19 protein-coding genes are annotated in these 21,111 nt (G+C 66.1%); 11 read left to right on the plus strand and 8 right to left on the minus strand.

The genetic code is table 11. The features are described 5' to 3' along the window. Nucleotides 1-76: 76 nt before the first annotated feature. A complete protein-coding gene (locus B2V17_RS09545; RefSeq protein ID WP_292997122.1) occupies nucleotides 77-322 on the plus strand; it encodes a DUF6356 family protein in 246 nt (81 codons plus the stop codon). Here B2V17_RS09545 and B2V17_RS09550 read toward each other — a convergent pair. Together B2V17_RS09550 and B2V17_RS09555 are read right to left on the minus strand one after the other, a co-directional pair. Continuing rightward, nucleotides 319-1,407, minus strand: coding sequence for a YeiH family protein (locus B2V17_RS09550; protein WP_292997123.1), 1,089 nt, complete (start codon nucleotides 1,405-1,407; stop codon nucleotides 319-321). The genes B2V17_RS09545 and B2V17_RS09550 overlap by 4 nt on opposite strands. A 103-nt stretch (nucleotides 1,408-1,510) precedes the next feature. Next, nucleotides 1,511-3,613 (minus strand): PQQ-dependent dehydrogenase, methanol/ethanol family, encoded by a 2,103-nt coding sequence (locus B2V17_RS09555; RefSeq protein ID WP_292997124.1) that lies wholly within the window; start codon nucleotides 3,611-3,613, stop codon nucleotides 1,511-1,513. Between the two features lie 142 nt (nucleotides 3,614-3,755). Between B2V17_RS09555 and B2V17_RS09560 the strand changes: the two genes are divergently transcribed. From B2V17_RS09560 to B2V17_RS09570, 3 genes are all read left to right on the plus strand, one after another. Next, complete coding sequence (locus B2V17_RS09560; RefSeq protein ID WP_292997125.1) at nucleotides 3,756-4,628, plus strand: dienelactone hydrolase family protein; 873 nt, start codon at nucleotides 3,756-3,758, stop codon at nucleotides 4,626-4,628. Nucleotides 4,629-4,741: 113 nt separating this feature from the next. Then, a complete protein-coding gene (locus B2V17_RS09565) occupies nucleotides 4,742-5,662 on the plus strand; it encodes an SPFH domain-containing protein (RefSeq protein WP_292997126.1) in 921 nt (306 codons plus the stop codon). Then, on the plus strand, nucleotides 5,659-6,105 hold the full coding sequence (locus B2V17_RS09570) for an NfeD family protein (RefSeq protein WP_292997127.1): 447 nt from the start codon (nucleotides 5,659-5,661) through the stop codon (nucleotides 6,103-6,105). The genes B2V17_RS09565 and B2V17_RS09570 overlap by 4 nt, the downstream gene beginning before the upstream one ends. A 6-nt stretch (nucleotides 6,106-6,111) precedes the next feature. Here the strand turns inward: B2V17_RS09570 and B2V17_RS09575 are convergent, their stop codons facing one another. Then, nucleotides 6,112-6,528 carry a hypothetical protein gene (locus tag B2V17_RS09575; RefSeq protein WP_292997128.1) on the minus strand — a complete coding sequence of 139 codons (417 nt, stop codon included), beginning with the start codon at nucleotides 6,526-6,528 and terminating at the stop codon, nucleotides 6,112-6,114. A gap of 179 nt (nucleotides 6,529-6,707) precedes the next feature. Here B2V17_RS09575 and B2V17_RS09580 point away from each other — a divergent pair, with 179 nt between their 5' ends. Further along, entirely contained in the window at nucleotides 6,708-8,792 is a 2,085-nt protein-coding gene (locus B2V17_RS09580) for a transglycosylase domain-containing protein (RefSeq protein ID WP_292997129.1), read from the plus strand. A gap of 64 nt (nucleotides 8,793-8,856) precedes the next feature. Here the strand turns inward: B2V17_RS09580 and B2V17_RS09585 are convergent, their stop codons facing one another. The 3 genes from B2V17_RS09585 to hflK form a co-directional block, all read right to left on the minus strand. Continuing rightward, a complete protein-coding gene (locus B2V17_RS09585) occupies nucleotides 8,857-10,362 on the minus strand; it encodes a Do family serine endopeptidase (RefSeq protein WP_292997130.1) in 1,506 nt (501 codons plus the stop codon). Between the two features lie 79 nt (nucleotides 10,363-10,441). Then, entirely contained in the window at nucleotides 10,442-11,278 is an 837-nt protein-coding gene (locus tag B2V17_RS09590; RefSeq protein WP_292997131.1) for an SPFH domain-containing protein, read from the minus strand. 1 nt (nucleotide 11,279) lies between these two features. Beyond that, entirely contained in the window at nucleotides 11,280-12,326 is a 1,047-nt protein-coding gene (gene hflK / locus B2V17_RS09595; RefSeq protein ID WP_292997132.1) for a protease modulator HflK, read from the minus strand. A 94-nt stretch (nucleotides 12,327-12,420) separates the two neighbouring features. Here hflK and B2V17_RS09600 point away from each other — a divergent pair, with 94 nt between their 5' ends. From B2V17_RS09600 to B2V17_RS09615, 4 genes are read left to right on the plus strand one after another with little or no spacing between them, the layout of a single operon-like run. Then, nucleotides 12,421-13,395, plus strand: a complete 975-nt coding sequence (locus B2V17_RS09600) for an Mrp/NBP35 family ATP-binding protein (protein WP_292997133.1) — start codon at nucleotides 12,421-12,423, stop codon at nucleotides 13,393-13,395. Between the two features lie 38 nt (nucleotides 13,396-13,433). After that, entirely contained in the window at nucleotides 13,434-15,701 is a 2,268-nt protein-coding gene (locus B2V17_RS09605) for a xanthine dehydrogenase family protein molybdopterin-binding subunit (protein WP_292997134.1), read from the plus strand. After that, entirely contained in the window at nucleotides 15,698-16,711 is a 1,014-nt protein-coding gene (gene hemH, locus B2V17_RS09610) for a ferrochelatase (protein WP_292997135.1), read from the plus strand. Before B2V17_RS09605 ends, hemH begins: the two co-directional genes overlap by 4 nt. A gap of 49 nt (nucleotides 16,712-16,760) precedes the next feature. Beyond that, nucleotides 16,761-18,137, plus strand: coding sequence for a cytochrome P450 (locus B2V17_RS09615; RefSeq protein WP_292997136.1), 1,377 nt, complete (start codon nucleotides 16,761-16,763; stop codon nucleotides 18,135-18,137). Here B2V17_RS09615 and B2V17_RS09620 read toward each other — a convergent pair whose 3' ends face one another. Next, nucleotides 18,138-18,305 (minus strand): DUF1674 domain-containing protein, encoded by a 168-nt coding sequence (locus B2V17_RS09620; RefSeq protein WP_292997137.1) that lies wholly within the window; start codon nucleotides 18,303-18,305, stop codon nucleotides 18,138-18,140. A 55-nt stretch (nucleotides 18,306-18,360) separates the two neighbouring features. Between B2V17_RS09620 and B2V17_RS09625 the strand changes: the two genes are divergently transcribed. Continuing rightward, the gene (locus tag B2V17_RS09625) at nucleotides 18,361-19,590 is read left to right on the plus strand and encodes an RsmB/NOP family class I SAM-dependent RNA methyltransferase (RefSeq protein ID WP_292997138.1); all 1,230 of its coding nucleotides are present in this window, start codon (nucleotides 18,361-18,363) and stop codon (nucleotides 19,588-19,590) included. Here B2V17_RS09625 and msrA read toward each other — a convergent pair. Next, entirely contained in the window at nucleotides 19,587-20,117 is a 531-nt protein-coding gene (msrA, locus tag B2V17_RS09630; RefSeq protein WP_292997139.1) for a peptide-methionine (S)-S-oxide reductase MsrA, read from the minus strand. The genes B2V17_RS09625 and msrA overlap by 4 nt on opposite strands. Before the next feature lie 106 nt (nucleotides 20,118-20,223). Between msrA and B2V17_RS09635 the strand changes: the two genes are divergently transcribed. Next, complete coding sequence (locus B2V17_RS09635) at nucleotides 20,224-21,075, plus strand: class I SAM-dependent methyltransferase (protein ID WP_292997140.1); 852 nt, start codon at nucleotides 20,224-20,226, stop codon at nucleotides 21,073-21,075. Nucleotides 21,076-21,111 lie beyond the last annotated feature (36 nt).

Raw genomic sequence — 21,111 nt, forward strand, 5'->3', positions numbered from 1 at the left:
GTGAAATGCCAGAAGAACGGTGATGAAATCGCACGCAGACTGCGGCATTGTTGCGTCTGCAACGGGAGAATGCCGCATGGATCCGCTCAAGCCCTTTACCGAACATCCCGCCAGCGTCGGCGAGACCTATGGCGAGCATCTGGCGATGGCCGGCGGGTTCGGGATCCGGATGATCCTGGGCGGCTGCGCCTGCCTGATCCACGGCCTGCTGCCGTTCCTGTTCGTTCGGACCGGCAGCGCGCAGATTTCCGAACTGCACGATGTCATGGTCGCCAACCGCCGCCGCAAGGCGATGCCGGCGGTGCTCGATTTCGTGATCTAAAGCAGCAGCACTGCAAAGCCGAGCGCGGCCGCAAAGCTGGCCAGGGTCGCCAGCACCACCGGCATGAACGAGCGCCAGCCGGCTTCCAGCAGCAGGTCCATCCGGCTGCGCATCGCGGTCGCAGTCACCGCCAGCAGCAGCAGTGTCTTCGACAGCACCAGCCCGCCCTTGGCCAGATCCGCCGGGATCGGGGCCAGGCTGTTGAGCGTCACCACGCCGAGGAAGGCGAGGATGAACCAGGGCAGAGCCAGGCGCCGCCACAGCGGCTGGCCCTTGGCTTCGCCTGCCGGTCCGATCGCCAGACTGGTCATGGCGACCAGTGGGGCGAGCAGGGCGACGCGGGCCAGTTTGACGATCGTGGCCTGGCTGCCGGCCACGTCCGAAAAGGCAAAGCCGCCGCCGATCGCTTGGGCAACGTCGTGGATCGATGCGCCGATCAGAAACCCGGCCTGCTTGTCGCTGAGTGCAAGCTGCTGGGCCAGCACCGGATAGACGGTCATCGCCAGCGCGCTGGCCAGCGAGACGCCGACCAGGGTCAGGGCGAACTGCGCCTGGCTGAGCCGTTCCTTGCCGATTACGCCGTAGAGTGCCAGCGCCGCGCTGGCCCCGCAGATCGCGGTAGCGCCGCCGGCAAGGATCCCGGCATAGCGCGATTGGCCGAACAGGCGGGCCCCGGCCAGACCGGCCAACAGGGTCACCCCCATCACCACCCCGAGGGCCGCAAAGGGGGCCACGCCGACCGCCCCGATCTGCGCAAAGGTCACTTGCAGCCCCAGCACCACGATCCCCCAGCGCAGGCAGGTGCGCGAGGCGAAGTCGAGCCCGGCATGGGTCCGTTCGTCCTGCGAGACGAAGTTGAGCGCCAAGCCGACCAGTAGACCGAGCAGAATGATCGGGAAGCCATAATGGTCCGACAGCCACGCGGCAGTGGCCGCCGCGACGCCGCACAGCGCCAGGCCCGGAAACAGCGGCGGGCGCTTGGCCGGGGCCTCGCTGGCTTCCCGCCTGGCCAGTTCCATTTCGCCGAACAGGTCACCGCCGTGCGGCAGGTTGTCCCAATCGACCGACTTCAGATTGCGCTGCATTGGTCCCCCGCCCGGCCGTTCGCCGCCGGCCCCTGATAGGCGGCGTCATGGCCGAAAACCGGCGCGAAGGCAAAGCCCGTTCGCGCCGGTTTCCGTGTCCGATTCAATCGTCGCCCAGCGCCTTGTCCTCATTGGCGCGCTTGACCACGTAGAGGCGGATCGCCTCGATCTGCTCGGGCTTGAACTGGTCCTTCCACGCAACCATCCCGTTCTGCTTGAGGATGCCGTCATGGACGATCTCCTGCCACAGCTTGGGATTGCCGAGCGCGACCGAGTGCCGCAGATCGGGGTTGAGCGCGCCCGATACCGCCGAGGCGCCGTGGCAGACCGAGCAGCTGTTGGTATAGAGCTTCTCGCCCATGGCCAGCTGCTGCGGCGTGCCTGCCAGCGGCGGCGGATCGAGCACCCGCTGCGCGCTCGGCGGGGCCGCGGGCAGGGTGCCCTTGGCGCCCAGCTTGAACACCAGCAGGCGGCTGATGTTGGGGGTGATCTTGCTGGTCACCAGTTTGCCGGCGGAAACGTCCCAGACCCCGCCCCAACCGACCAGCACGGCGACATACTGTTCGCCGTCGATCGAATAGGTCATCGGTGCGGCCAGGATCCCGCTTTGCGCCGGGAACGACCACAGCTGCTTGCCGGTATCGGCAGTATAGGCGCGGAATTCGCCCAGCGCGGTGCCCTGGAACACCAGGTTTCCGGCGGTGGCGAGGGTGCCGCCATTGGTCGGGGTTTCCTGCGGCACGCGCCACTTCACCTCACCAGCAACCGGATCGAAAGCAATCAGCGCCCCGGTCATCGCCGCCTTGGTTGCGCTGCGGATCGCCTTGTCGGCCGGGACATTGCCCGGGCTGGCGTCGATCCCCAGCTGGAACCCGGTGGTGCCGGGCTTCCAGTCTGGATCGTGGGCATAGACCTGCGGGGTGTTGTTGGTCGGGATATAGACCAGCCCGGTCTTGGGGCTGTAGCTCATCGGGGTCCAGCTGTGCGCGCCGACCGCCCCGGGGAAGCCGAGGAACGGCTTGCCGCTGCGCTCATACTGCGCTTCCGGATTGACATCGGGCTTGCCGGTCTTGGGGTCGAGGCCCTTGGCCCAGTTGATCCCGTCGACAAACGGCTTGCCCGACAGGAACTTGCCGTTCTTCGCATCGAGAACGTAGAAGAAACCGTTCTTGGGCGCATGCATCACCACCCGCCGCTTCTGGCCATTGATTTCCAGATCGGTGACGGTGATCTGCTGGTTGGAATCGAAGTCCCAGCGGTCTTCCGGAGTTTCCTGGAAGTGCCAGACATATTCCCCGGTATCGGGCTTCACCGCGACGATCGAGGCGGTGTAGAGACTGTCGCCCGCGCCATTGGTGTTGCGATAGGCCGGGTTCCACGGCTCGGCATTGGCGGTGCCGAAATAGACCAGGTCGGTGACCGGATCATAAGTGATCGAATCCCACACCGTGCCGCCGCCGCCAAGCTTCCAGAACTCGCCGGTCCAGGTCTTGGCCGCAGCGTCAAGGTGCTTGCCGTCCTGCGGCTTGGATGGATCGCCGGGGACGGTATGGAAGCGCCACTGCTCATCGCCGGTTTCGGCATCGAAAGCGGCAAGGTAGCCGCGGGTGAAATATTCCGATCCGGCCGAGCCGATCAGCACCCGGCCTTTGGCCACGCGTGGCGCGCCGGTGATCGCCATGTGCGATCCTTCGGGGATGGTCAGCTTGTCCCAAATGACCTTGCCAGTCTTCTGGTCGAGCGCGACCAGCCGCCCGTCGAGCGTGCCGACATAGACCTTGTCACCATAAAGCGCGACGCCGCGGTTGACCGCGTCGCAGCACACATCGACCAGTTTTTCGCGCGGGACCTTGGGGTCAAAGGCCCATTTGAGCGCACCGGTCTTGGCGTCATAGGCCTTCACCATCGACCAGGCGGTGGTGATGTAGAGTACGCCATCGTGCATCAGCGGGGTCGCTTCCTGCCCGCGCGCGGTGTCGAGATCGGCCGACCAGGCGAGGCCCAGATCGCCGACGTTCTTGTCATTGATCGAGTTGAGCTGGGAGAAACGCGTTTCGGCGCGGTCGCCGCCATAGGTCAGCCACTCATCGGCTAGCGGCTTTTCGATCAGTGCGTCGGTCACTCCCTCGGTGGCCGGCTGTGACGTCTTGGTTCCGCAAGCGGCAAGCGGCACCAGCATGGCCAGCGCCAGTATCTTCAAACGCATCCCAAACCCCTCCATCGGCGCCTGCCCCTGGGGCAGGTCGTTGTTCGCATCTTGCCTTTAACCGCACGGTTAAGCGAGTCCCTTTTTCACAGGTTTGACCTCGTGCCGCTTGGCTCTATTCTCCCGCCCAAGGAGAGCTGCCATGTGTGATGAACTGACCGCGATCGAGGAAGAACAGGCCCTTGCCGCAAAGGGTTTCAGCCGCCGTGAATTCGCCGCGATCGGGGCGGCCGGGGTGCTGGCAGCCTGCACCGGTGGAGAAAGCCAGGCCAAGGGCCGCGCGCTGAAGGAAGCGGTGGTTTCGGTTCCGACGCCCGATGGCAGCGCCGATGCGTTTTTCGTTTATCCGGCCAAGGGCAAGTATCCCGCCGTGATCCTCTGGCCCGATGTGGCCGGGCTGCGCGATGCCTACAAGGAAATGGCCCGGCGGCTGGCGGCGAATGGTTTCGCCGTGCTGGCGGTCAACCACTATTACCGCGCCGCCAAGGCGCCGCTGCTGAACTCGATCAGCGAATGGCGCAGCCCGGCGGGGCAGGAAAAGCTCAAGCCGGCGATTGCCACGCTATCGCCCAACAATACCGTACGCGATGCCGCCGCCTTCGTCGCCTGGCTGGACAAGCAGGGCCCGGTCAACAAGCGCAAGGGGATCGGCACCCAGGGCTATTGCCAGACCGGATCCTTCGCGATCCGCAGCGCCGCCGCGTTGCCGGGGCGGATCAAGGCCGCCGCATCGTTCCACGGCGGCGGGCTGGTCACCGACAAGCCCGACAGTCCGCACCGCCTGTTCGCCGAGAGCCAGGCCGGCTTCCTGATCGCGATCGCCCGCAACGACGATGCCCGCGCCCCGGCCGACAAGGACGCGCTGCGGACCGCCGCGAAAGAATCGGGCAAGTCGGTCGAAGTCGAGGTTTACAATGCCGACCACGGCTGGTGCACCCTCGACGCCCCGGTCTATGACAAGGCCGAAGCCGACCGCGCCTGGGCGCGGTTGCTGGAACTTTACAAGAGGCTCTGACCGCCGGGCCAATTGAGCGCCAGATCCGCGGCGTTTCAGCCAAGTCCGGTTTCGCTTGCTCCGCACCCGGCGGACGCTAACATGTTGCTTACAGACGGTTGGGAGCAATTTTGATGGTACAGACTCTGCTGGCACTCTTGGTAGTTGTCTTCATATTCCTGCTCATGGGCGTGCGGGTCGTGCGCCAGGGTTACGTCTATACGATCGAACGACTGGGCAAATTCACGCTGGCAGCCGAACCGGGACTGCACGTGATCATTCCGTTTATCGACCGGGTCGGCCGCAAGGTGAACATGATGGAACAGGTGCTGGATATTCCAGGCCAGGAAATCATCACCAAGGACAACGCCATGGTCGGCGTTGACGCGATCGTGTTCTTCCAGGTGCTCGATGCCGGCAAGGCCGCGTACGAGGTTGCCAACCTCTATGTCGCGATCATGCAGCTGACTACCACCAACCTGCGGACCGTGATGGGCAGCATGGACCTCGACGAGACGCTGTCGCGGCGCGACGAGATCAACGCCAAACTGCTGATGGTGATCGATCACGCCACCGCGCCGTGGGGGGTCAAGATCACCCGGATCGAGATCAAGGACATCCGTCCGCCGGCTGACATCTCCAACGCGATGGCCCGGCAGATGAAGGCAGAGCGTGAAAAGCGCGCCAACATCCTCGAAGCCGAAGGCCTGCGCGCCGCCGAAATCCTGCGGGCCGAGGGTGAAAAGCAGGGCGCGATCCTGCAGGCCGAAGGGCGCCGCGAAGCCGCCTTCCGCGATGCCGAAGCGCGCGAGCGTGAGGCCGAGGCCGAAGCCAAGGCAACCACCATGGTCTCCGATGCGATCGCCTCATCGGGCACCCAGGCGCTGAACTACTTCATCGCCCAGAAGTACACCGATGCGGTTTCGCAGTTCGCGACCTCGCCCAACGCCAAGACCATCCTGTTCCCGGTTGAGGCAACCCAGCTGATCGGTTCGCTCGGCGGGATCGGCGAACTGATCAAGGGTTCGCTGACCACCGAAGGTGACCGCAAGTGAGCGGCCTTTCGGGCATGGAGCCGCACTGGTTCTGGCTCGGGCTGGGGCTGCTGCTGGCGATCGGGGAAATGACCATCCCCGGGGTCTTCCTGATCTGGATGGCGGCGGCGGCGCTGATCACCGGCTTTGTCAGCTGGATGGTGCCGATCGGCATGCCTTGGCAGGTGTTGCTGTTCGCGGTCTTGTCGATCGTCGCGGTCTTCTCGGGCCGGCGCTGGCTGCGCCAGCACCCGGTCGAAGCCGCCGATCCCAAGATGAATGACCGCTTGGCGCGGGCGGTGGGCGAGGTGGTCACCGTCTGCCAGGTTTTTGCCGACGGGCAGGGCAAGGTCCGGCTGGGCGATAGCGAATGGCTCGCCAAGGGCCCCGATGCGGAGCCAGGCACGAAGATGAAGGTTACCGGGGCCGATGGATCGATGCTGGTGGTCGAACACCTGCACTAGGCAGACTTAAAGGCCCTTCTTGCCAAAGCCGCCCGGGCGGGGTGCGGGCGCTTCGGGTGCCGGTGGCTCGCTCGGGCGGTTTTGCATGTAGCGCTGCAGCGCAGCATCGGGATCGAACGGTTCATCCGCGCGGGTGGCACGCTGCGGGGTCAGCAGCGGCATTCCGGTTTCGGGCGATTCGGCGCCGCCCTGATCCTTGCCCATGATCCGGCCGATCAGGCGCTTCAAGGCGAACAGGAACAGCCCCAGGGCGATCGCCATCAGCAGCAGGGCGGCGATATAGTATGGCGCGCCCGCGCCGTTGCCGATCCCGGCTTCGAGCGCCGCCCGGTCACCGACCGCTTCAAAGCCCTTCGCCAGCGACAGGGGAATGATTGCCAAGGCGATATAGCGCATTGCGCCTTTGCGTAGGGTCTGGGCCATCAGCGCCTCCTCGTCGCTGCAAATATAACCGGCGGATCGCGATTTGGCTACCATGCCAGCCTTGCGCTTCCCGCCTGCACCCGATCTTCACATTTCCCCCATTAACGCTGCGCGCCAATTGTCCTAAGGGTACCTGTGCAGCCGGGGCCCAAGCCCGGTGGGAGGAAGAAACGAGCCCCATGGCCAGAAACGATTTTCGGCGCAGCCCGCCGCCGCCGCGCGGTGGAAAGCCCGCCAAGCCTGCTCCCACCGGTTTCCGCAAGTTCGTGCGCCGCCTGTTCGTCTGGGGTACGTCGCTGGCCTTGCTTGGCCTGCTGGCACTTACCGTTGCGGTGGCGCTGACCGCGCAATCGCTGCCCAGTTTCGATCAGATCAAGACCACCCAGACCGAACAGATGATCGTGGTCCGCGCCCGCGACGGGACCCAGCTGGTCTCGCTTGGCCCCAGCTATGGCAAATGGGTCGGCCAAGACCAGATCCCGCAGGTGATGAAGGACGCGATGCTCTCAACCGAGGACAAGCGTTACTACGGCCATATCGGGATCGATCCGATCGGCCTCGCCCGCTCGTTCTGGGTGCGATTCCAGGAAGGGCGCTGGAAGCAGGGCGGCTCGACCATCACCCAGCAGCTTGCCCGCACCGTGTTCCTCAACAATTCGCGCAGTTTCGCCCGCAAGCTGCGCGAAGGCGTGCTGGCACTGGCGCTGGAATGGAAATTCTCGAAGGACCAGATCCTCGAACTCTATCTCAACAAGGTCTATTTCGGCGGCGGCGCCTATGGTGTCGATTCCGCCAGCCGCAAGTTCTTCGGCCACCCGGCGACCGAGATCAGCTTGCCCGAAGCGGCGATCATCGCCGGGCTGGTCAAGGCGCCGTCGAACTATGCGCCGACCGCCGATGCCGAGGCTGCGGTGGGCCGCGGCACGGTGGTGTTGGGGCTGATGGCCGAAAACGGCAAGATCACCCCGGCTCAGGCCAAGGCAACCGACCTCAAGAAGATCAAGTTCGCCCAGGAAGCCGGGCAGAATTCGGTCCGCTATTTCACCGACTGGGCTTTGCCCCAGCTCGATCTGCTGCTGGGAGACAACGACCAGCCGATCGAGGTCTGGACCACGCTCGACGTCAAGCTGCAGAATGCCGCCACCGCTGCGATCCAGAACAATGTTCCGGGCGGCGCGCAGGGCGCGCTGGTCAGCATGGACCGCGATGGCGCGGTGCTCGCGCTGGTTGGCGGGACCGATTACGTCACCTCGAACTACAACCGCGCGGTCAATGCCGTGCGCCAGCCGGGATCGGCGTGGAAGCTGTTCGTCTATCTCGCCGCGCTTGAGGCGGGCTACACCCCCAACGCCGAAGTGGTCGACGAGCCAGTCACGATCGAGGGCTGGAGCCCGCGCAATTCGGGCGGCGGCTATGCCGGCAAGATCGATGTGCGCACCGCCTTTGCCTATTCGAAGAACACGGTTGCGGCGCAGCTCGGGCAGGAAGTGGGCTTTTCGGCGGTGGCCGGGATGGCCAAGCGGTTCGGGATCAGCACCCCGATTTCGACCGTCCCGTCGATGGTGCTGGGCACCAACGAAGTGCGACTGATCGACATGACCCGCGCCTTCGCCTCGATTTCGGCCAAGGGTCAGGCGGTCGAGCCCTATGGCATCGTCAAGGTCACCACCACCGACGGCGGCGTACTGTACCAGCGCAAGAACCCCGGCGGCAATCTGCTGGTTCCGGCCTATGTCGCCTCAGGCATCACCGACATGCTGCAGAGCGCGGTGAGCATCGGCACCGGCAAGGCGGCGCAGATCGGCCGCCCGGTGGCCGGCAAGACCGGCACCACCACCGCCAACAAGGACGGCTGGTTCCTGGGCTTCTCCAGCGGGGTTACCACCGGGGTGTGGATGGGCCGCGACGATGATCGGCCCGTCCCCGGGTTGCAGGGCGGCACCGCTCCGGCGCGGGCCTTTGCCTCGTACATGAAGGTCGCCGTTTCGGGCCGCCCGGTCGAAAAGTTCGAGACCGATGCGACCCTGCCGGCCTGGCAGCTTGAGCCTGATGACCAGGTCATGATGAGCGGATCGCCCGAAGACTATTACTATGTCGATGAGCAGGGCAACCTGGTCAATCCCGACCGCTCGCGCGATACGCCGCTGCCCAAGGGTCCGCCCGATGGCGGCCTCGTCCCGGTCGATCCACCGCCGGCGGCGGGCGAGGATTTCCTGAACGAGGCAACCGGCAGGGATCGCCCACCGCCCAGCGCGCCGAACTAGCACGGGCCAACAAAAAACCCTCCCCGTAGCGGGGAGGGTTTTTTGTTTTGGCGGCAGTGACGCGTCAGCCGATCCGCACGGCGATATAGACCAGGCCCTGCTGGCCGGGACGCATCACCTGAAGCGTAACGGTCGGCCGACCGGCAGTCTTCGCGTCGCGGATCGCCTTGTCGAGATCGGACACGGTGTTCACGTCGGCCATGTTGGCCGAGACCACGATGTCGCGGCGCTGCAGCCCGCGATTGGCGGCGTCGGAGGCGGGATTGACCCCGGCGATCACCACGCCCCGGGTGGAGCCGGGAACGCCCAGCTGCGAGGCGTAATCGGGGTTCATGGTCAGCACCTTCAGCCCCAGCGCGCTTTCAGCCAGGCCTTCGCCCTGCGCCTCGGGCCCGGCGAACGGATCGGGGCGCTGTTCGGGGGTCAGCGCCTTGGCCAGTTCCTTCTGGCTCGGGCGCTTGGCGACCGTGGCATAAAGCGTCTGGCTCTTGCCGCTGCGCAGCACCTCGATCGGAATCTTGGTGCCAGGAGCGATATCCGAAACGATGCCCGACAGGGTCCGGTCCGGGGTGACCGGCTGGTTGTTCACCTTCAGCACGATGTCGCCCACCTTGATCCCGGCAGAGGCGGCCGGCTGGCCCGGCTGGACCAGGCGGACCAGCTCGCCGCGATCGTGCGGCAGGCCAAGCGAATCCGCGATCTCGTCGGTCACCGGCTGGATCGAGATGCCAAGATAGCCGCGCTCGATCTCCTGACCGCCCTTGAGCCGCTCGACGATCGGGCGCGCGGTGTCGCTGGGAATGGCGAAACCGATCCCGATGTTGCCGCCGGACGGCGCGACAATCCAGTTGTTGATGCCGATCACGTTGCCGGCCATGTCGAACATCGGCCCACCCGAATTGCCCGAATTGATCGAGGCATCGGTCTGGATGTAATGATCGTAGGCACCGGTGCCGGTGTTGCGGTTGACCGAACTGATGATCCCCGAAGTGACCGTACCGCCCAGGCCAAACGGGTTGCCGATGGCGATGATCCAGTCCCCGGCGCGGGCCTTGGCCGAATCGCCGAACTTGACGAAGGGCAGCGGGGCTCCGGCATCGATCTTCAGTACGGCGATATCGGATTCGACATCGCGGCCCGCGATCCGGGCCTTGTACTGCTTGCCGTCGGACAGCCGCACGGTGACCTCGTCGGCCTGCCCTTCGCGGTCCAGGCTGATCACGTGGTTGTTGGTGACGATATAGCCATCGGGCGAGACGATGAAGCCCGAGCCGACCGCTTCGGCGGTCTTCGACTGGGCACCGCCGCCGGGCAGTATCTGGCCGAACGGCAGCGCCGCCATCGGGTTCTGGACGGTCACCTTCTGGCGGACCGAGATGTTCACGACGGCGGGCTGAAGCTGCTGGGTCAGGTCGGCGAAACTGGCCGGGGCGCCAGCGCGCGGCACGATCGTGCGCATCTGCTCGACGTCGTTCTGCGCAACCTGGGCGCCGGCGGGAATCCCGCCGACCAACGAAAGCGCCGCTCCGCCCAGCAGCAGCGCCGTGGTGACACTGTATACGTACTTCACGTGGCTAGTTCCTCTTGCCTTAGAATCTGCCCCTTGGTGGCGGATTCACGTCATTTTCCCTTAATGGGGATTGAACGCGCTATTTGCCACCAAAGTGCTTCAGATAGCCGCTGTCGGGCGGCAGCACGATGGTGGTGCTGTTCTTGCGTTTGGGATCGCCGTACAGTTCGTCATAGCTACGCATCGCCCTGAAAAAGCTGTAGAACTCGGGATCCTTGTCGGCCGATTGCTTGCGCCGGGTGGTGGCTTCGGCTTCGGCCGCAGCGGTTATCGCCAAGGCATCGGCGGCGCTTTTCATCTCGATGTCCAACAGGCTGTCCTCCAGACGTTCCTGCATTCGGCTGAAGGCCACGTTGCGGCCATCTTCGTCGAGCTGCACACGGGCCAGTCGCACGTCGACCACCTGCACGCCGTATTGCCGGACCTTGGCATCGAGCCCGCGCAACAGCGCGGCATTGGCGCCGCCCGCACCAGGGCGAACGATATCGGCGGCGCTGCGCTGGGCCAGTTCCTGATCCAGCAGCGGGGGGAGCAAGGCCTTCAGCTGATCGTCAACCTTGACCGCAGAACCAAGCGAATTGACCAGTCGAACCGGATCGATGATCCGGTAGGTCACGTCGGTATCAACCAGCAAGGTGTGCAGGTCGGAACTGCGGACTCGCTTGGCTTCATAGCCATAGGTCACCAGCCCGCGCGGCAAAGAGATGACTTGTTCAAGCAGCGGAACATGGACAACCAGCCCTGCGCCGGTCGGTCCCTGGGGCCGGAACCGGTTGACCATCCGGACAGGCTCACCCATCCGCTCGATCACCACCTGTTCGTCTTCGCGCACCACGGTCAGGCTGGCCAGAGCAAGCAAAGCCACGAACAGCAGAGCGAACAGCGGATGGCGATAGTCGCGCAGCACCTGGTTCATGTCAGTTGCCCCCCTGCTTGGCCGCCGGGATCGCGGGCGGGGCACTGGCCGGGGCAGGACCGCCGATCACTACCGGGTTGTTGCGCAGCACCCGCTCAACCGTGTCATAGTAGATCCGCTCACGCGTGACGCGCGGGTCGATCCTGTAAAGCTCATAGGCCTTGTCGAACGATGCCGTTTCAAGATTCGCCTGGGTACGGATCCGCGCTGCATAGGCGATCGCCGCCTCGTGGTTCTTGCGCGCTGTTTCCTCAGCCTTGTCGATCTTCTTGTAGGCCTCGGTCAGCTTGGCAGGCGGCTTGGTGCCGGTCACCTCGACCGAGACGATGGTGATGCCTGATCCCCAGGCATCGAGCACACGCTGCATTCGGCCGGCAACGCGCTGTTGCAGTTCGGCCTGACGTTTGCCGCCGCGCAGCTCGTCAAAGGTCAGTTCGGCTACCCCGGCGCGGATCGCGCTGTCGGCCAGCCGCCGCAATGCTTTTTCGCCATCGGGCAGGGCAAAGGTGAACTGCTTCAGGTCCTTGACCTTCCAGCCGACCTGGCTGCGCAGGTCGATCAGTTCGCCGTCGCGGGTGGGCATCAGGGTCTCGCTCTCCTGCTCGGGCAGCAGCAGCTTGCTTTCCTCGCTGACTTTGCGGGTCAGGACCGCCTGGACCGGCCAGGGCATGGTGACATTGAGGCCGGGACCAATGGTCTGTTCAAACCGGCCGAAAGTGGTGACTATCCCTTGCTCGCCCGGGCTCAGGATATGAAGCGAGGTCGTCGCCAGCCAGGCCGATAGCACCCCGGCGGCGGCCAGCGCCCACATCGTCTTGCCATTGGCGGCGGGCAGCCGTGACGACGAAGATCTACGCGGGCGAAGGATATCGTCGATCGAAGCCGAACGCCGCTGCGTTGGCTCATCGCCCGCGCTGCGCCAGGGATTGCCGGCCGGTTCGTTCGATGGGGGATTCGCTTCGCCCGGCGTTTCCACCGAAGCATCCGTTTCCGGAGCCTTGCCCTCAACCTTCTTCCTGCCCCGCTTCGGGTTTTCGCCTTCGCTCATGAACAACACTATAGGGGTGCGCCGCGCAATTAACAGGGTGACCCATGCATTTTTCCTTGCCAGCCGGGCCCGAAACGGGTTTCGGCCCTAGGCCATGAACAATCCCAAAGACGATACCGCCGCGCTGCGCGCCGCCCTGCCGCCACTCGCCCAGTCCCGCCTGCAATCGCTGCGGCTGAAGAATGACTTGGCGATCGTGGTGCTCGAAGCCGGCGGGTTTGACGCGCTGGAGCGCGAGCGGCTGGAGGCGGCCGTCAAAGAAGCATTGGCCGGACAGCCCGGTGTGGCCGAAGTACGGGTCGCGCTGACCGCCGACAAGCGCGGCCGCCGGATCATCGCGATCGGATCGGGCAAGGGCGGGGTCGGCAAGAGTACGGTATCGACCAACCTGGCGGTGGCGCTGGCCCGCGCCGGGCGCAAGGTCGGACTGGTCGATGCCGATATCTATGGCCCGTCGCAGCCGCGCCTGCTCGGCAACGAAGGGATCAAGCCGCAGGCCCGCGGTGACAAGCTGGTGCCGGTGCCGAGCCAATGGGGCGTGCCGGTGCTGTCGATGGGCCAGCTGATCGAACCGGGCAAGGCAATCGCCTGGCGCGGGCCGATGGCCGGCAATGCGCTGGGCCAGTTGATCGATGCCGATTGGGGCGATGTCGATACCCTGATCGTCGACCTGCCGCCCGGCACCGGCGACGTCCAGCTGACCATGCTGCAGCGCTACAAGCCCAGCGGCGCGGTAATCGTATCGACCCCGCAGGACCTCGCACTGATCGACGCGCGCCGCGCGATCCAGCTGTTCGAAGTCGGCCAGGTTCCGGTGGTCGGGCTGATCGAGAACATGTCCGGCTATGCCTGCCCGCATTGCGGTGAAATCAGCGATCCGTTCGGCAGCGGCGGGGCCGAGACTGCCGCTGGCGAGCTGGGCCTGGCTTTCCTCGGCCGGATTCCGCTGGAACTCTCGATCCGTCAGGCCAGCGATGCCGGCAAGCCGCCGGCTGCTGGAGACGGTCCAGGGGCGGAAGCCTTCAATGCGATCGCCCGGCGCGTGGCGACCTGGCTCGACAATCAATAGCCAGCCCCTAAGGTGACCTGGCAGCAACGGGGAAGGTGATGCGGTTCACGCGGCGGGGGGTTCTGATCGGGGCGGGGGTGACCGGCGGGCTGATTGCCGCCTGGGCGCTCAGCCCGCGCCGGTTCACGCCGCCGCTGCTGGCGGGTGAGGGCGAATATGCCTTCGATGCCTGGCTCAAGATCGGCAAGGACGGGGTGGTCAGCGTGGCCGTGCCCGATCTTGAGATGGGCCAGGGCATCACCACGCTGATCCCGCAGATCGTTGCATACGAGCTTGGGGCAGACTGGCGCCAGATCGCGGTTGAACCGGCTCCCATAAGCGGCGCCTATGGCAATGCCCCGCTCGCCGCGCAGTGGGCGCCGCTGTGGATCCCGCTTGCTGCGGGTCTGGCCGATGCGCCCGACAGCCTGCTGGCGCGGCGCTTTGCCGAGGGCGAGGCCTTTGTGGTCACCGCCGCCGGTACCGCACTGGCCGCGCATGAAGAAGCGGCGCGGATTGCTGCGGCGAGCGCGCGGGCGGTGCTAGCGATGGCCGCGGCCGATCGCTGGGATGTCGCCTGGGAAGAATGCGACGCGCAGAACGGCTTCATCGTCCACGACCAGCAGAAACTGCCCTTCGCCGAGCTTGTGGCTGAAGCCTCCACATATTCGCCGCCCAGCCCGGCGGTGGCCCGGTCCCAGCCGCCGCAGGAACGCCCGGCCGAGTTTCCCGCCGGCGCCCCACTGCGCGCGCCGCGGCTCGACCTGCCTAGCAAGGTCGACGGGACCTACACTTTCGCCGGCGACGTACGCCTGCCCGACATGGTCTATGCCGCGATCCGCCATGCCCCGGTCGGCGATTGCACGCTCGGCAGCTTCGATGCGGACCGCGCCAAGGGCGTGCCCGGCCTGCTGCGGCTGGTTGAGAACAAGCACTGGCTCGCGGCGGTCGCGACCGACTGGTGGGCGGCGGAACGCGCGCTGAAGGTCGCCCTGCCGAAATTCCGCCCCGCAAACCTGGCCGATAGCGGCAAGATCGGCGAACTGCTCGAAGCCGCGTTGCGCCGGGGCGAGGCGACGCGGATTGCCGAAGAAGGCGATCCTGACGCCTGGCTATCGGAAAAGTTCGAACATGTTGCCCGTTATGCGATTGCTCCGGCGCTCCACGGCAGCCTCGAAACCGCTACTGTGACGGCCCGGGTCGAGATTGGCCGGGCCGAACTGTGGCTGGCGAGCCAGGCCCCGCAGGCGGCGCGGCAGTCGGTTGCCGACGCGCTGAACGTCGCGCTCGATACGGTGGTGATCTATCCGATGCCGGCTGGCGGCAGCTTCGATGCCCGGCTCGATGCGCAGCACGCGGTCGAAGCGGCGCTGATCGCGCGCGAGGTGGGCAAGCCGGTGCAGCTGGTCTGGTCGCGCTGGCAGGAACATCTGGCGGGATTGCCGCGCACGCCGGCGCGGGCAGTGCTGGCGGCGCGGACCGCGCAGGATGGTTCGCTCACCGCGCTCAAACTGCGGATCGCGATGCCGGCGACGATGCGCGAATTCGGCGCGCGGCTGTTCGGGCGCGAAAGCCGCCGCGAGGCCCTGGAAATGCAGGACAAGGCCGATCCGCTGGCCACAGAGGGTATGGTCCCGGTCTACCGGATTTCGCACCTGGTGGTCGAGCACGTGCCTGCCGCCATTCCGCTGCCGACCGGGCCGCTGCGCGGCAATTCGCACGGGATCGGGGCTTTCCTGATCGAGACTTTCATTGACGAGCTGGCCCGCCGCGCCGGGCGCGAGCCGCTGTCCTACCGGATCGCGATGCTGGGGCACGAGATCAAGCTGGCCAACTGCCTGCAGCGCGCCGCGACCCTGGCCGAATGGAGCGGCGGCGGGGGCGGATCGGGGCAGGGGCTGGCCTGCTACCGCATGACCAGCGGCGGGCGCGAGGGCCGGATCGCAGTGATCGCCAGCGCCCGGCTCGACGAGCACGGGATCCGGGTCGACAAGCTGACCGCGGTGGCCGACATCGGCCGAATCATCAATGTCGACATTGCCCGCCAACAGATCGAAGGCGGTCTGATCTTCGGCATGGGGCTCGCCAATGGCAGCGCAACTGCCTTCAAGGACGGGTTGCCGACAGTCGGCCGGTTGGGGATGCTCGGGCTTCCCCTGCTGAGTGACTGCCCGGAGATTGAAGTGGATTTCATCGATAGTGACGCCGATCCGTTCGATCCGGGTGAACTGGGCGCAGTGATCGCTCCGCCGGCAATCGCCAATGCCCTGGCCTCGGCCGGCAGCGAGCGCTTGCGGAACCTGCCGCTGACCGGGGCCGGCCAGTGACCCTGCCCGCCGGTCACCCCCCGTTCGCCGCGCCGAAGCTGGGCGTGCTGCTGGTCAATCTCGGCACGCCCGACGCGCCGACGGCAAGCGCGGTTCGACGCTACCTCAAGGAATTCCTGTCCGACCGCCGCGTGGTCGAGATTCCCCGGCTGGTCTGGTGGCCGATCCTCAACGGTATCATCCTCAACACCCGCCCGCGCAAGAGCGCCCATGCCTACAGCCAGGTCTGGGGGCCGGACGGTTCGCCGCTCGCCGCGATCACCAAAGGCCAGGCCGAAGCCTTGCAGGCGCGGCTGGGGGACGCGGTGATGGTCCGCTGGGGTATGCGCTATGGCAATCCCGCGCTGGGGGTGGAACTTCAGGCGCTGAAGCGGGCCGGGTGCGAGCGAATCCTGTTTGCGCCGCTCTATCCGCAGTATTCCGGCGCAACCACCGCGACCGCGATCGACGCGCTGGGCGCGCAGCTCGCCGCGATGCGCTGGCAGCCGGCGATCCGCACCCTGCCGCCCTATTACGACGATCCCGCCCATATCGAAGCGCTGCGGGAAGATACCGCGCGCCAGCTCCGCGCGCTCCCCTTCGAGCCCGAAGTGCTGCTGCTGTCGTTCCACGGCATGCCCGAACGGACTCTGCACCTGGGCGATCCCTATCACTGCCAGTGCCGCAAGACCGCGCGGCTGCTGAGCGAGGCACTGGCCGGGGAGTTTCCGGCGCTACGGATCGAAACGACCTTCCAGTCGCGCTTTGGCCGGGCCAAGTGGCTTGAACCGGCGACCGATGCGGTGCTGGCGCAGGAGGGCGCGAAGGGCACCCGCCGTCTCGCCATCGCCGCGCCCGGGTTCTCCGCCGATTGCCTCGAAACCCGCGAAGAGCTGGCGATCCGAGGGCGTGAACAGTTCGAAGCAGCTGGCGGAACTGAGTTCGCAGCGCTCGATTGCCTCAACACCAGCGAGGCCGGGATCGGGATGCTGGAGGCATTGGTCCGGTGCGAACTGGCGGGGTGGCTTTAACCGCACGACTAAGTTACATCGCTGTCAGTAACCCCTTCCCGAGGACTCCATGGCAACGCTTGCACCCGAAGCCCCGAAATTCACCCACTGGTCACAGCGGCAACCGGCGCACGCGCTCGATCACATTCCGGGCGAGGATGGCTGGCCGGTGCTGGGCAATACGCTGCAGCTGCTGGCCGATCCATCCGGCTTTGGCGACCGGATGCGGGCGAAATACGGAGATGTCTTCCGCAACAATGCCTTCGGGCGGCGCGGGGTGTCGCTGTTCGGCGCCGATGCCAACGAATTGGTGCTGTTCGACCGCGAGAAGATCTTCTCGTCCGAACAAGGCTGGGGCCCGGTGCTTGATCTGCTGTTCCCGCGCGGGCTGATGCTGCTCGATTTCGATCACCACCGCGCCGATCGCCGGGCGCTGTCGATCGCGTTCAAGCCGGGGCCGATGCGGCACTATGCCGAGGCCCTGAACCGCGGCATTTCCGACCGCGCGGAGTCATGGCGCGGGCAGGAGCTCCTGTTCTATCCGGCGATCAAGCAGCTCACGCTCGATCTGGCGGCAGACAGCTTTCTCGGCGTGCCGCTGGGGCCGGAGGCCGATGCGATCAACAAGGCCTTTGTCGACATGGTCCAGGCCTCGATCGGCGTGGTGCGCAAGCCGCTGCCCTTCACCGCGATGGGCCGTGGCGTGGCAGGCCGCAAGTTCCTGCTCGAATACTTCACCCGCGAAACGCTGAAGCGCCGCGAAAGCGGCGGCGGGCAGGACATGTTCAGCCAGTTCGCCACCGCCACGCACGAGGACGGCAGCCTGATGCCGGTCGACCAGGTGGTCGATCACATGATCTTCCTGATGATGGCCGCACACGACACGATCACCAGTTCGGCCAGCTCGCTGGTCTGGTTGCTGGCGAAAAATCCCGAATGGCAGGGCAAGCTCCGCGCCGAGATCCTGGCGGTGACCGGCGGGGCAGGGCGGCCGCTGGCCTATGACGATCTCGGCAAGCTGGAGCTGACCGAAATGGCCTTCAAGGAGGCGCTGCGGCTGATCCCGCCGGTTCCCTCGATGCCGCGCCGGGCGCTGCGCGAATTCACTTACAAGGGTGTGCGCATTCCGGCCGGCTCCCCGGTCGGGATCAGCCCCGCCGCGGCCCATATGGACGAAGAGCACTGGCCCGAGCCGCGCCGCTTCGATCCGCTGCGCTTCACGCCCGAACAGGTCGCCAAGCGCCACAAATACGCCTGGGTACCGTTCGGCGGCGGCGCGCACATGTGCCTGGGGCTGCACTTCGCCTATATGCAGGTCAAGGTGCTGATGACCCACCTGCTGAGCCGCTATCAGATCGAGATCGAACCGGGCTACGAACCGGGCTGGCAGCCCTGGCCGATTCCCAAGCCGAAGGATGGGCTGAGGGTTACGTTCCGGCCAGTGTGATTAGAAATCCACCGCGATGCCTTTTCGCACCCAGTCGCCGTAGCGGGTCGGGCTGAGGCCGTCGGGGTCTTCGCCTTCGACCGGCGCGGCCGGGGCGGGGGCCGGGTCATTGCTCCAGTGGGCCGGTTTCTTGAAGTCCTTGGGACGCTGAGTGGCGCGCTTGGTCATCGGCATTCCATGCGCGCGCTGGCCCTCGATTGCAATTGGCTCTAGGGGCAGCGCGATGGACATTCCCGGTTTCCCCGCGCGCAAGGGTGCGCTCAAAATGCTCGATGCGGTGCTTAACCGGGGCGAGACGCTCGACATGGCGGCAAACGGCGCCCTGCAAGGGATCCGCAGCGGACCCGACAAGGCGCTCGCACGCGCACTCGCTGGCGAGGCGCTGCGCTGGCTGATCGATCTCGACGCGCTGATCGACAGCGCGACCCGCTTGCCGCTTGCACCGGATGCCAAAGCGCGTTCGGTGCTGCGGCTGATGCTGGCGGGGTGGCTGCGGCTCGATACTCCGCCCCACGCGGTGATCGCGACCGGGCTGGAACTGCTGAGCGGCGGTCCCCGGCGACTGGCGCACGGGGTATTCTCGGCGCTGGTCCGCCAGGATGCGAAGCTGCCCGCCGTGCCGACCTTGCCGCCGCAAGTGGCGGAGCGCTGGGCCGGACGCGCGCCGGCAATCGCCTCCGGCCTGGCCGTGCCGCCGCCGCTTGACCTGTCGCTGCGCGATCCGGCCGAAACCGCGCTCTGGGCCGAGCGGCTCGACGGAACTTCGCTGGCACCGGGCCATGTCCGGCTGGCGCGCGGCACGGCGGTGGAAAACCTTGTAGGCTTCGATGCCGGGGCGTGGTGGGTCCAGGATCTGGCCGCCAGCCTGCCCGCGCGGCTGCTGGGTGCTGGCGCGGGGCGCCGCGTGCTTGATCTCTGCGCCGCGCCGGGCGGCAAGACGCTGCAACTGGCGGCAGCCGGATGGCAGGTCACCGCGGTGGAACGCAGCGCCAAGCGCGCCGAGCGGATCGACCAGAACCTTGCACGCCTGAACCTTTCCGCCGAAGTGGTGATCGCCGATGCCCTGCAATGGCAGCCGGCCGAGCCGTTCGACGCGGTGCTGCTCGATGCGCCGTGCACCGCCACCGGCACCGCCCGCCGCCACCCCGACGTGCTTCATCGGATCGGCCCGCGCCAAATTGCCGAGATGGCCGAATTGCAGGCGGCGCTGCTGGCCCGCGCGGCAAGCTGGATCAAGCCCGGCGGACAGCTGGTCTATGCGGTCTGCTCGCTCGAGCAGGCCGAGGGCGGGGCGCAGGCCCAGCAGGTGTCGCTGAAGCCCGACCCCATCCGCGCCGATGAGCTGCCCGCCGGACTCAGTCCGAGCAGCGAGGGCTGGCTACGCACCGATCCCGGCATGCTGGCTGATGCAGGCGGGCTCGACGGCTTCTTCGTCGCCCGGTTCCGCGCCTAACCCTTCAGCTTTTCCGCAAAGCCCTTTTGCAGCTTGGCCAGCTTGGGCGGGATCACCGCCAGGCAATAGGGATTCCGCTGGCCTTCGCCCTGCCAATATTCCTGATGATAGTCCTCGGCCGGATACCAGGTTGCGGGGCCTTCGATAGTGGTCACCGCCTGCTGCCCGGGATGGGCATCGTTCCAGCGTGCGATTCCGGCTGCGGCTTCGGCGCGCTGGTCATCGTCCAGCGGGAACAGCGCGCTGCGGTATTGCGTGCCGACGTCATTGCCCTGCCGGTTGAGCTGGCTGGGATCGTGCGTGGCCATGTGGATGTCGAGCAGATCGGCGTAGGATAGTACGTCTGAATCGAACTCGATCCGGATCGCTTCGGCATGGCCGGTGTCGCCGCCGCAGACCTGCTTGTAGGTCGGGTTGGCTGTTGCCCCGCCGATGTAACCGCTCTCAACCGCGCTGACCCCCGCGATCGAGCGGAACACCGCTTCGGTGCACCAGAAGCAGCCGCCTGCGAAAATTGCCTGTGCCATGACCTGTCCTTTCGTGTCGAAGCCCTAGATAGTTACAGCACCCCCGCTTGTCATCGCCCCGCCACACACTAGGTTGCTGACACGATAATCTTTCCGGGAGAAAACCATGCGCCGCTTCATCCTGCCGATCCTGGCCCTGGGCCTGGCTGTGCCGACCGCCGTGGTGGTCGCCGCGCCGTCCAGGTCGGCCTCGGCCAAGGTCAACGCCGATCTTGCCGCTGCCGTCGCCAGCCCGCTGCGCGACAAGGATCGCGCCCGCGACCAGTACCGCCGCCCCGCCGAAACGCTGACTTTCTTCCAGGTTTCGCCGGACATGAAGGTGGGCGAATATGCCCCGGGCGGAGAGTGGTACTCGCGCCTGCTCGGGCTCTACCTCGGCCCCAAGGGCAAGCTGGTCGGGCTCTATTTCGATCCCACCTCCGGCCCGTTCAATGAAAAGTCGCAAAAGGGCATCAGGGATGGCGCAGCCAGCTATCCGGCAGACATCGCCGCCTGGTCGGGGCTTCCGGCGGACCGGTTTGCGGCCTATACCCTTGATGCCGTTCCGACGGGTGAAAAGGGCACTTTCGACCGGATCTTGATCATGCGGATGATGCACAATCTGTTCACCTGGAACATCGCCGATCGCGAGATCAAGGCGATGCGCGACCTGCTCAAGCCCGATGGCATGATCGGTATCGAGCAGCACCGGGCCAAGCCCAATGCGCCCTACAGCTATACCGACGGATCGAAAGGTTATCTGCGCGAAAAAGACGTGATCGCCTTTATGGAACTGCACGGCTTCCAGTACGTTGGCAGCAGCAAGGCCAATGCCAACCCCAAGGACCCGGCCAACTGGCCGAACGGGGTCTGGACCTTGCCGCCGGTAATGAGCAATGCGACCGAAGCCGACAAGCCCCGGCTCCGAGCCATTGGCGAGAGCGACCGGATGACGCTGTTGTTCCGCAAGCGGATGTGATCGCCAGCGTTGCTTTTCCGCAAGCGGGGTCGATTG

The organism is Novosphingobium sp. UBA6272 (assembly GCF_002440635.1).
Lineage (GTDB): Bacteria > Pseudomonadota > Alphaproteobacteria > Sphingomonadales > Sphingomonadaceae > Novosphingobium.

Excerpts from the sequence above, each read along its gene's own strand:
- B2V17_RS09545 (WP_292997122.1), top strand. The coding sequence starts at position 77 with ATGGATCCGCTCAAGCCCTTTACCGAACATCCCGCCAGCGTCGGCGAG.
- B2V17_RS09550 (WP_292997123.1), bottom strand. The coding sequence starts at position 1,407 with ATGCAGCGCAATCTGAAGTCGGTCGATTGGGACAACCTGCCGCACGGC.
- B2V17_RS09555 (WP_292997124.1), bottom strand. The coding sequence starts at position 3,613 with ATGCGTTTGAAGATACTGGCGCTGGCCATGCTGGTGCCGCTTGCCGCT.
- B2V17_RS09560 (WP_292997125.1), top strand. The coding sequence starts at position 3,756 with ATGTGTGATGAACTGACCGCGATCGAGGAAGAACAGGCCCTTGCCGCA.
- B2V17_RS09565 (WP_292997126.1), top strand. The coding sequence starts at position 4,742 with ATGGTACAGACTCTGCTGGCACTCTTGGTAGTTGTCTTCATATTCCTG.
- B2V17_RS09575 (WP_292997128.1), bottom strand. The coding sequence starts at position 6,528 with ATGGCCCAGACCCTACGCAAAGGCGCAATGCGCTATATCGCCTTGGCA.
- B2V17_RS09580 (WP_292997129.1), top strand. The coding sequence starts at position 6,708 with ATGGCCAGAAACGATTTTCGGCGCAGCCCGCCGCCGCCGCGCGGTGGA.
- B2V17_RS09590 (WP_292997131.1), bottom strand. The coding sequence starts at position 11,278 with ATGAACCAGGTGCTGCGCGACTATCGCCATCCGCTGTTCGCTCTGCTG.
- hflK (WP_292997132.1), bottom strand. The coding sequence starts at position 12,326 with ATGAGCGAAGGCGAAAACCCGAAGCGGGGCAGGAAGAAGGTTGAGGGC.
- B2V17_RS09600 (WP_292997133.1), top strand. The coding sequence starts at position 12,421 with ATGAACAATCCCAAAGACGATACCGCCGCGCTGCGCGCCGCCCTGCCG.
- B2V17_RS09605 (WP_292997134.1), top strand. The coding sequence starts at position 13,434 with ATGCGGTTCACGCGGCGGGGGGTTCTGATCGGGGCGGGGGTGACCGGC.
- B2V17_RS09615 (WP_292997136.1), top strand. The coding sequence starts at position 16,761 with ATGGCAACGCTTGCACCCGAAGCCCCGAAATTCACCCACTGGTCACAG.
- B2V17_RS09620 (WP_292997137.1), bottom strand. The coding sequence starts at position 18,305 with ATGACCAAGCGCGCCACTCAGCGTCCCAAGGACTTCAAGAAACCGGCC.
- B2V17_RS09625 (WP_292997138.1), top strand. The coding sequence starts at position 18,361 with ATGGACATTCCCGGTTTCCCCGCGCGCAAGGGTGCGCTCAAAATGCTC.
- msrA (WP_292997139.1), bottom strand. The coding sequence starts at position 20,117 with ATGGCACAGGCAATTTTCGCAGGCGGCTGCTTCTGGTGCACCGAAGCG.
- B2V17_RS09635 (WP_292997140.1), top strand. The coding sequence starts at position 20,224 with ATGCGCCGCTTCATCCTGCCGATCCTGGCCCTGGGCCTGGCTGTGCCG.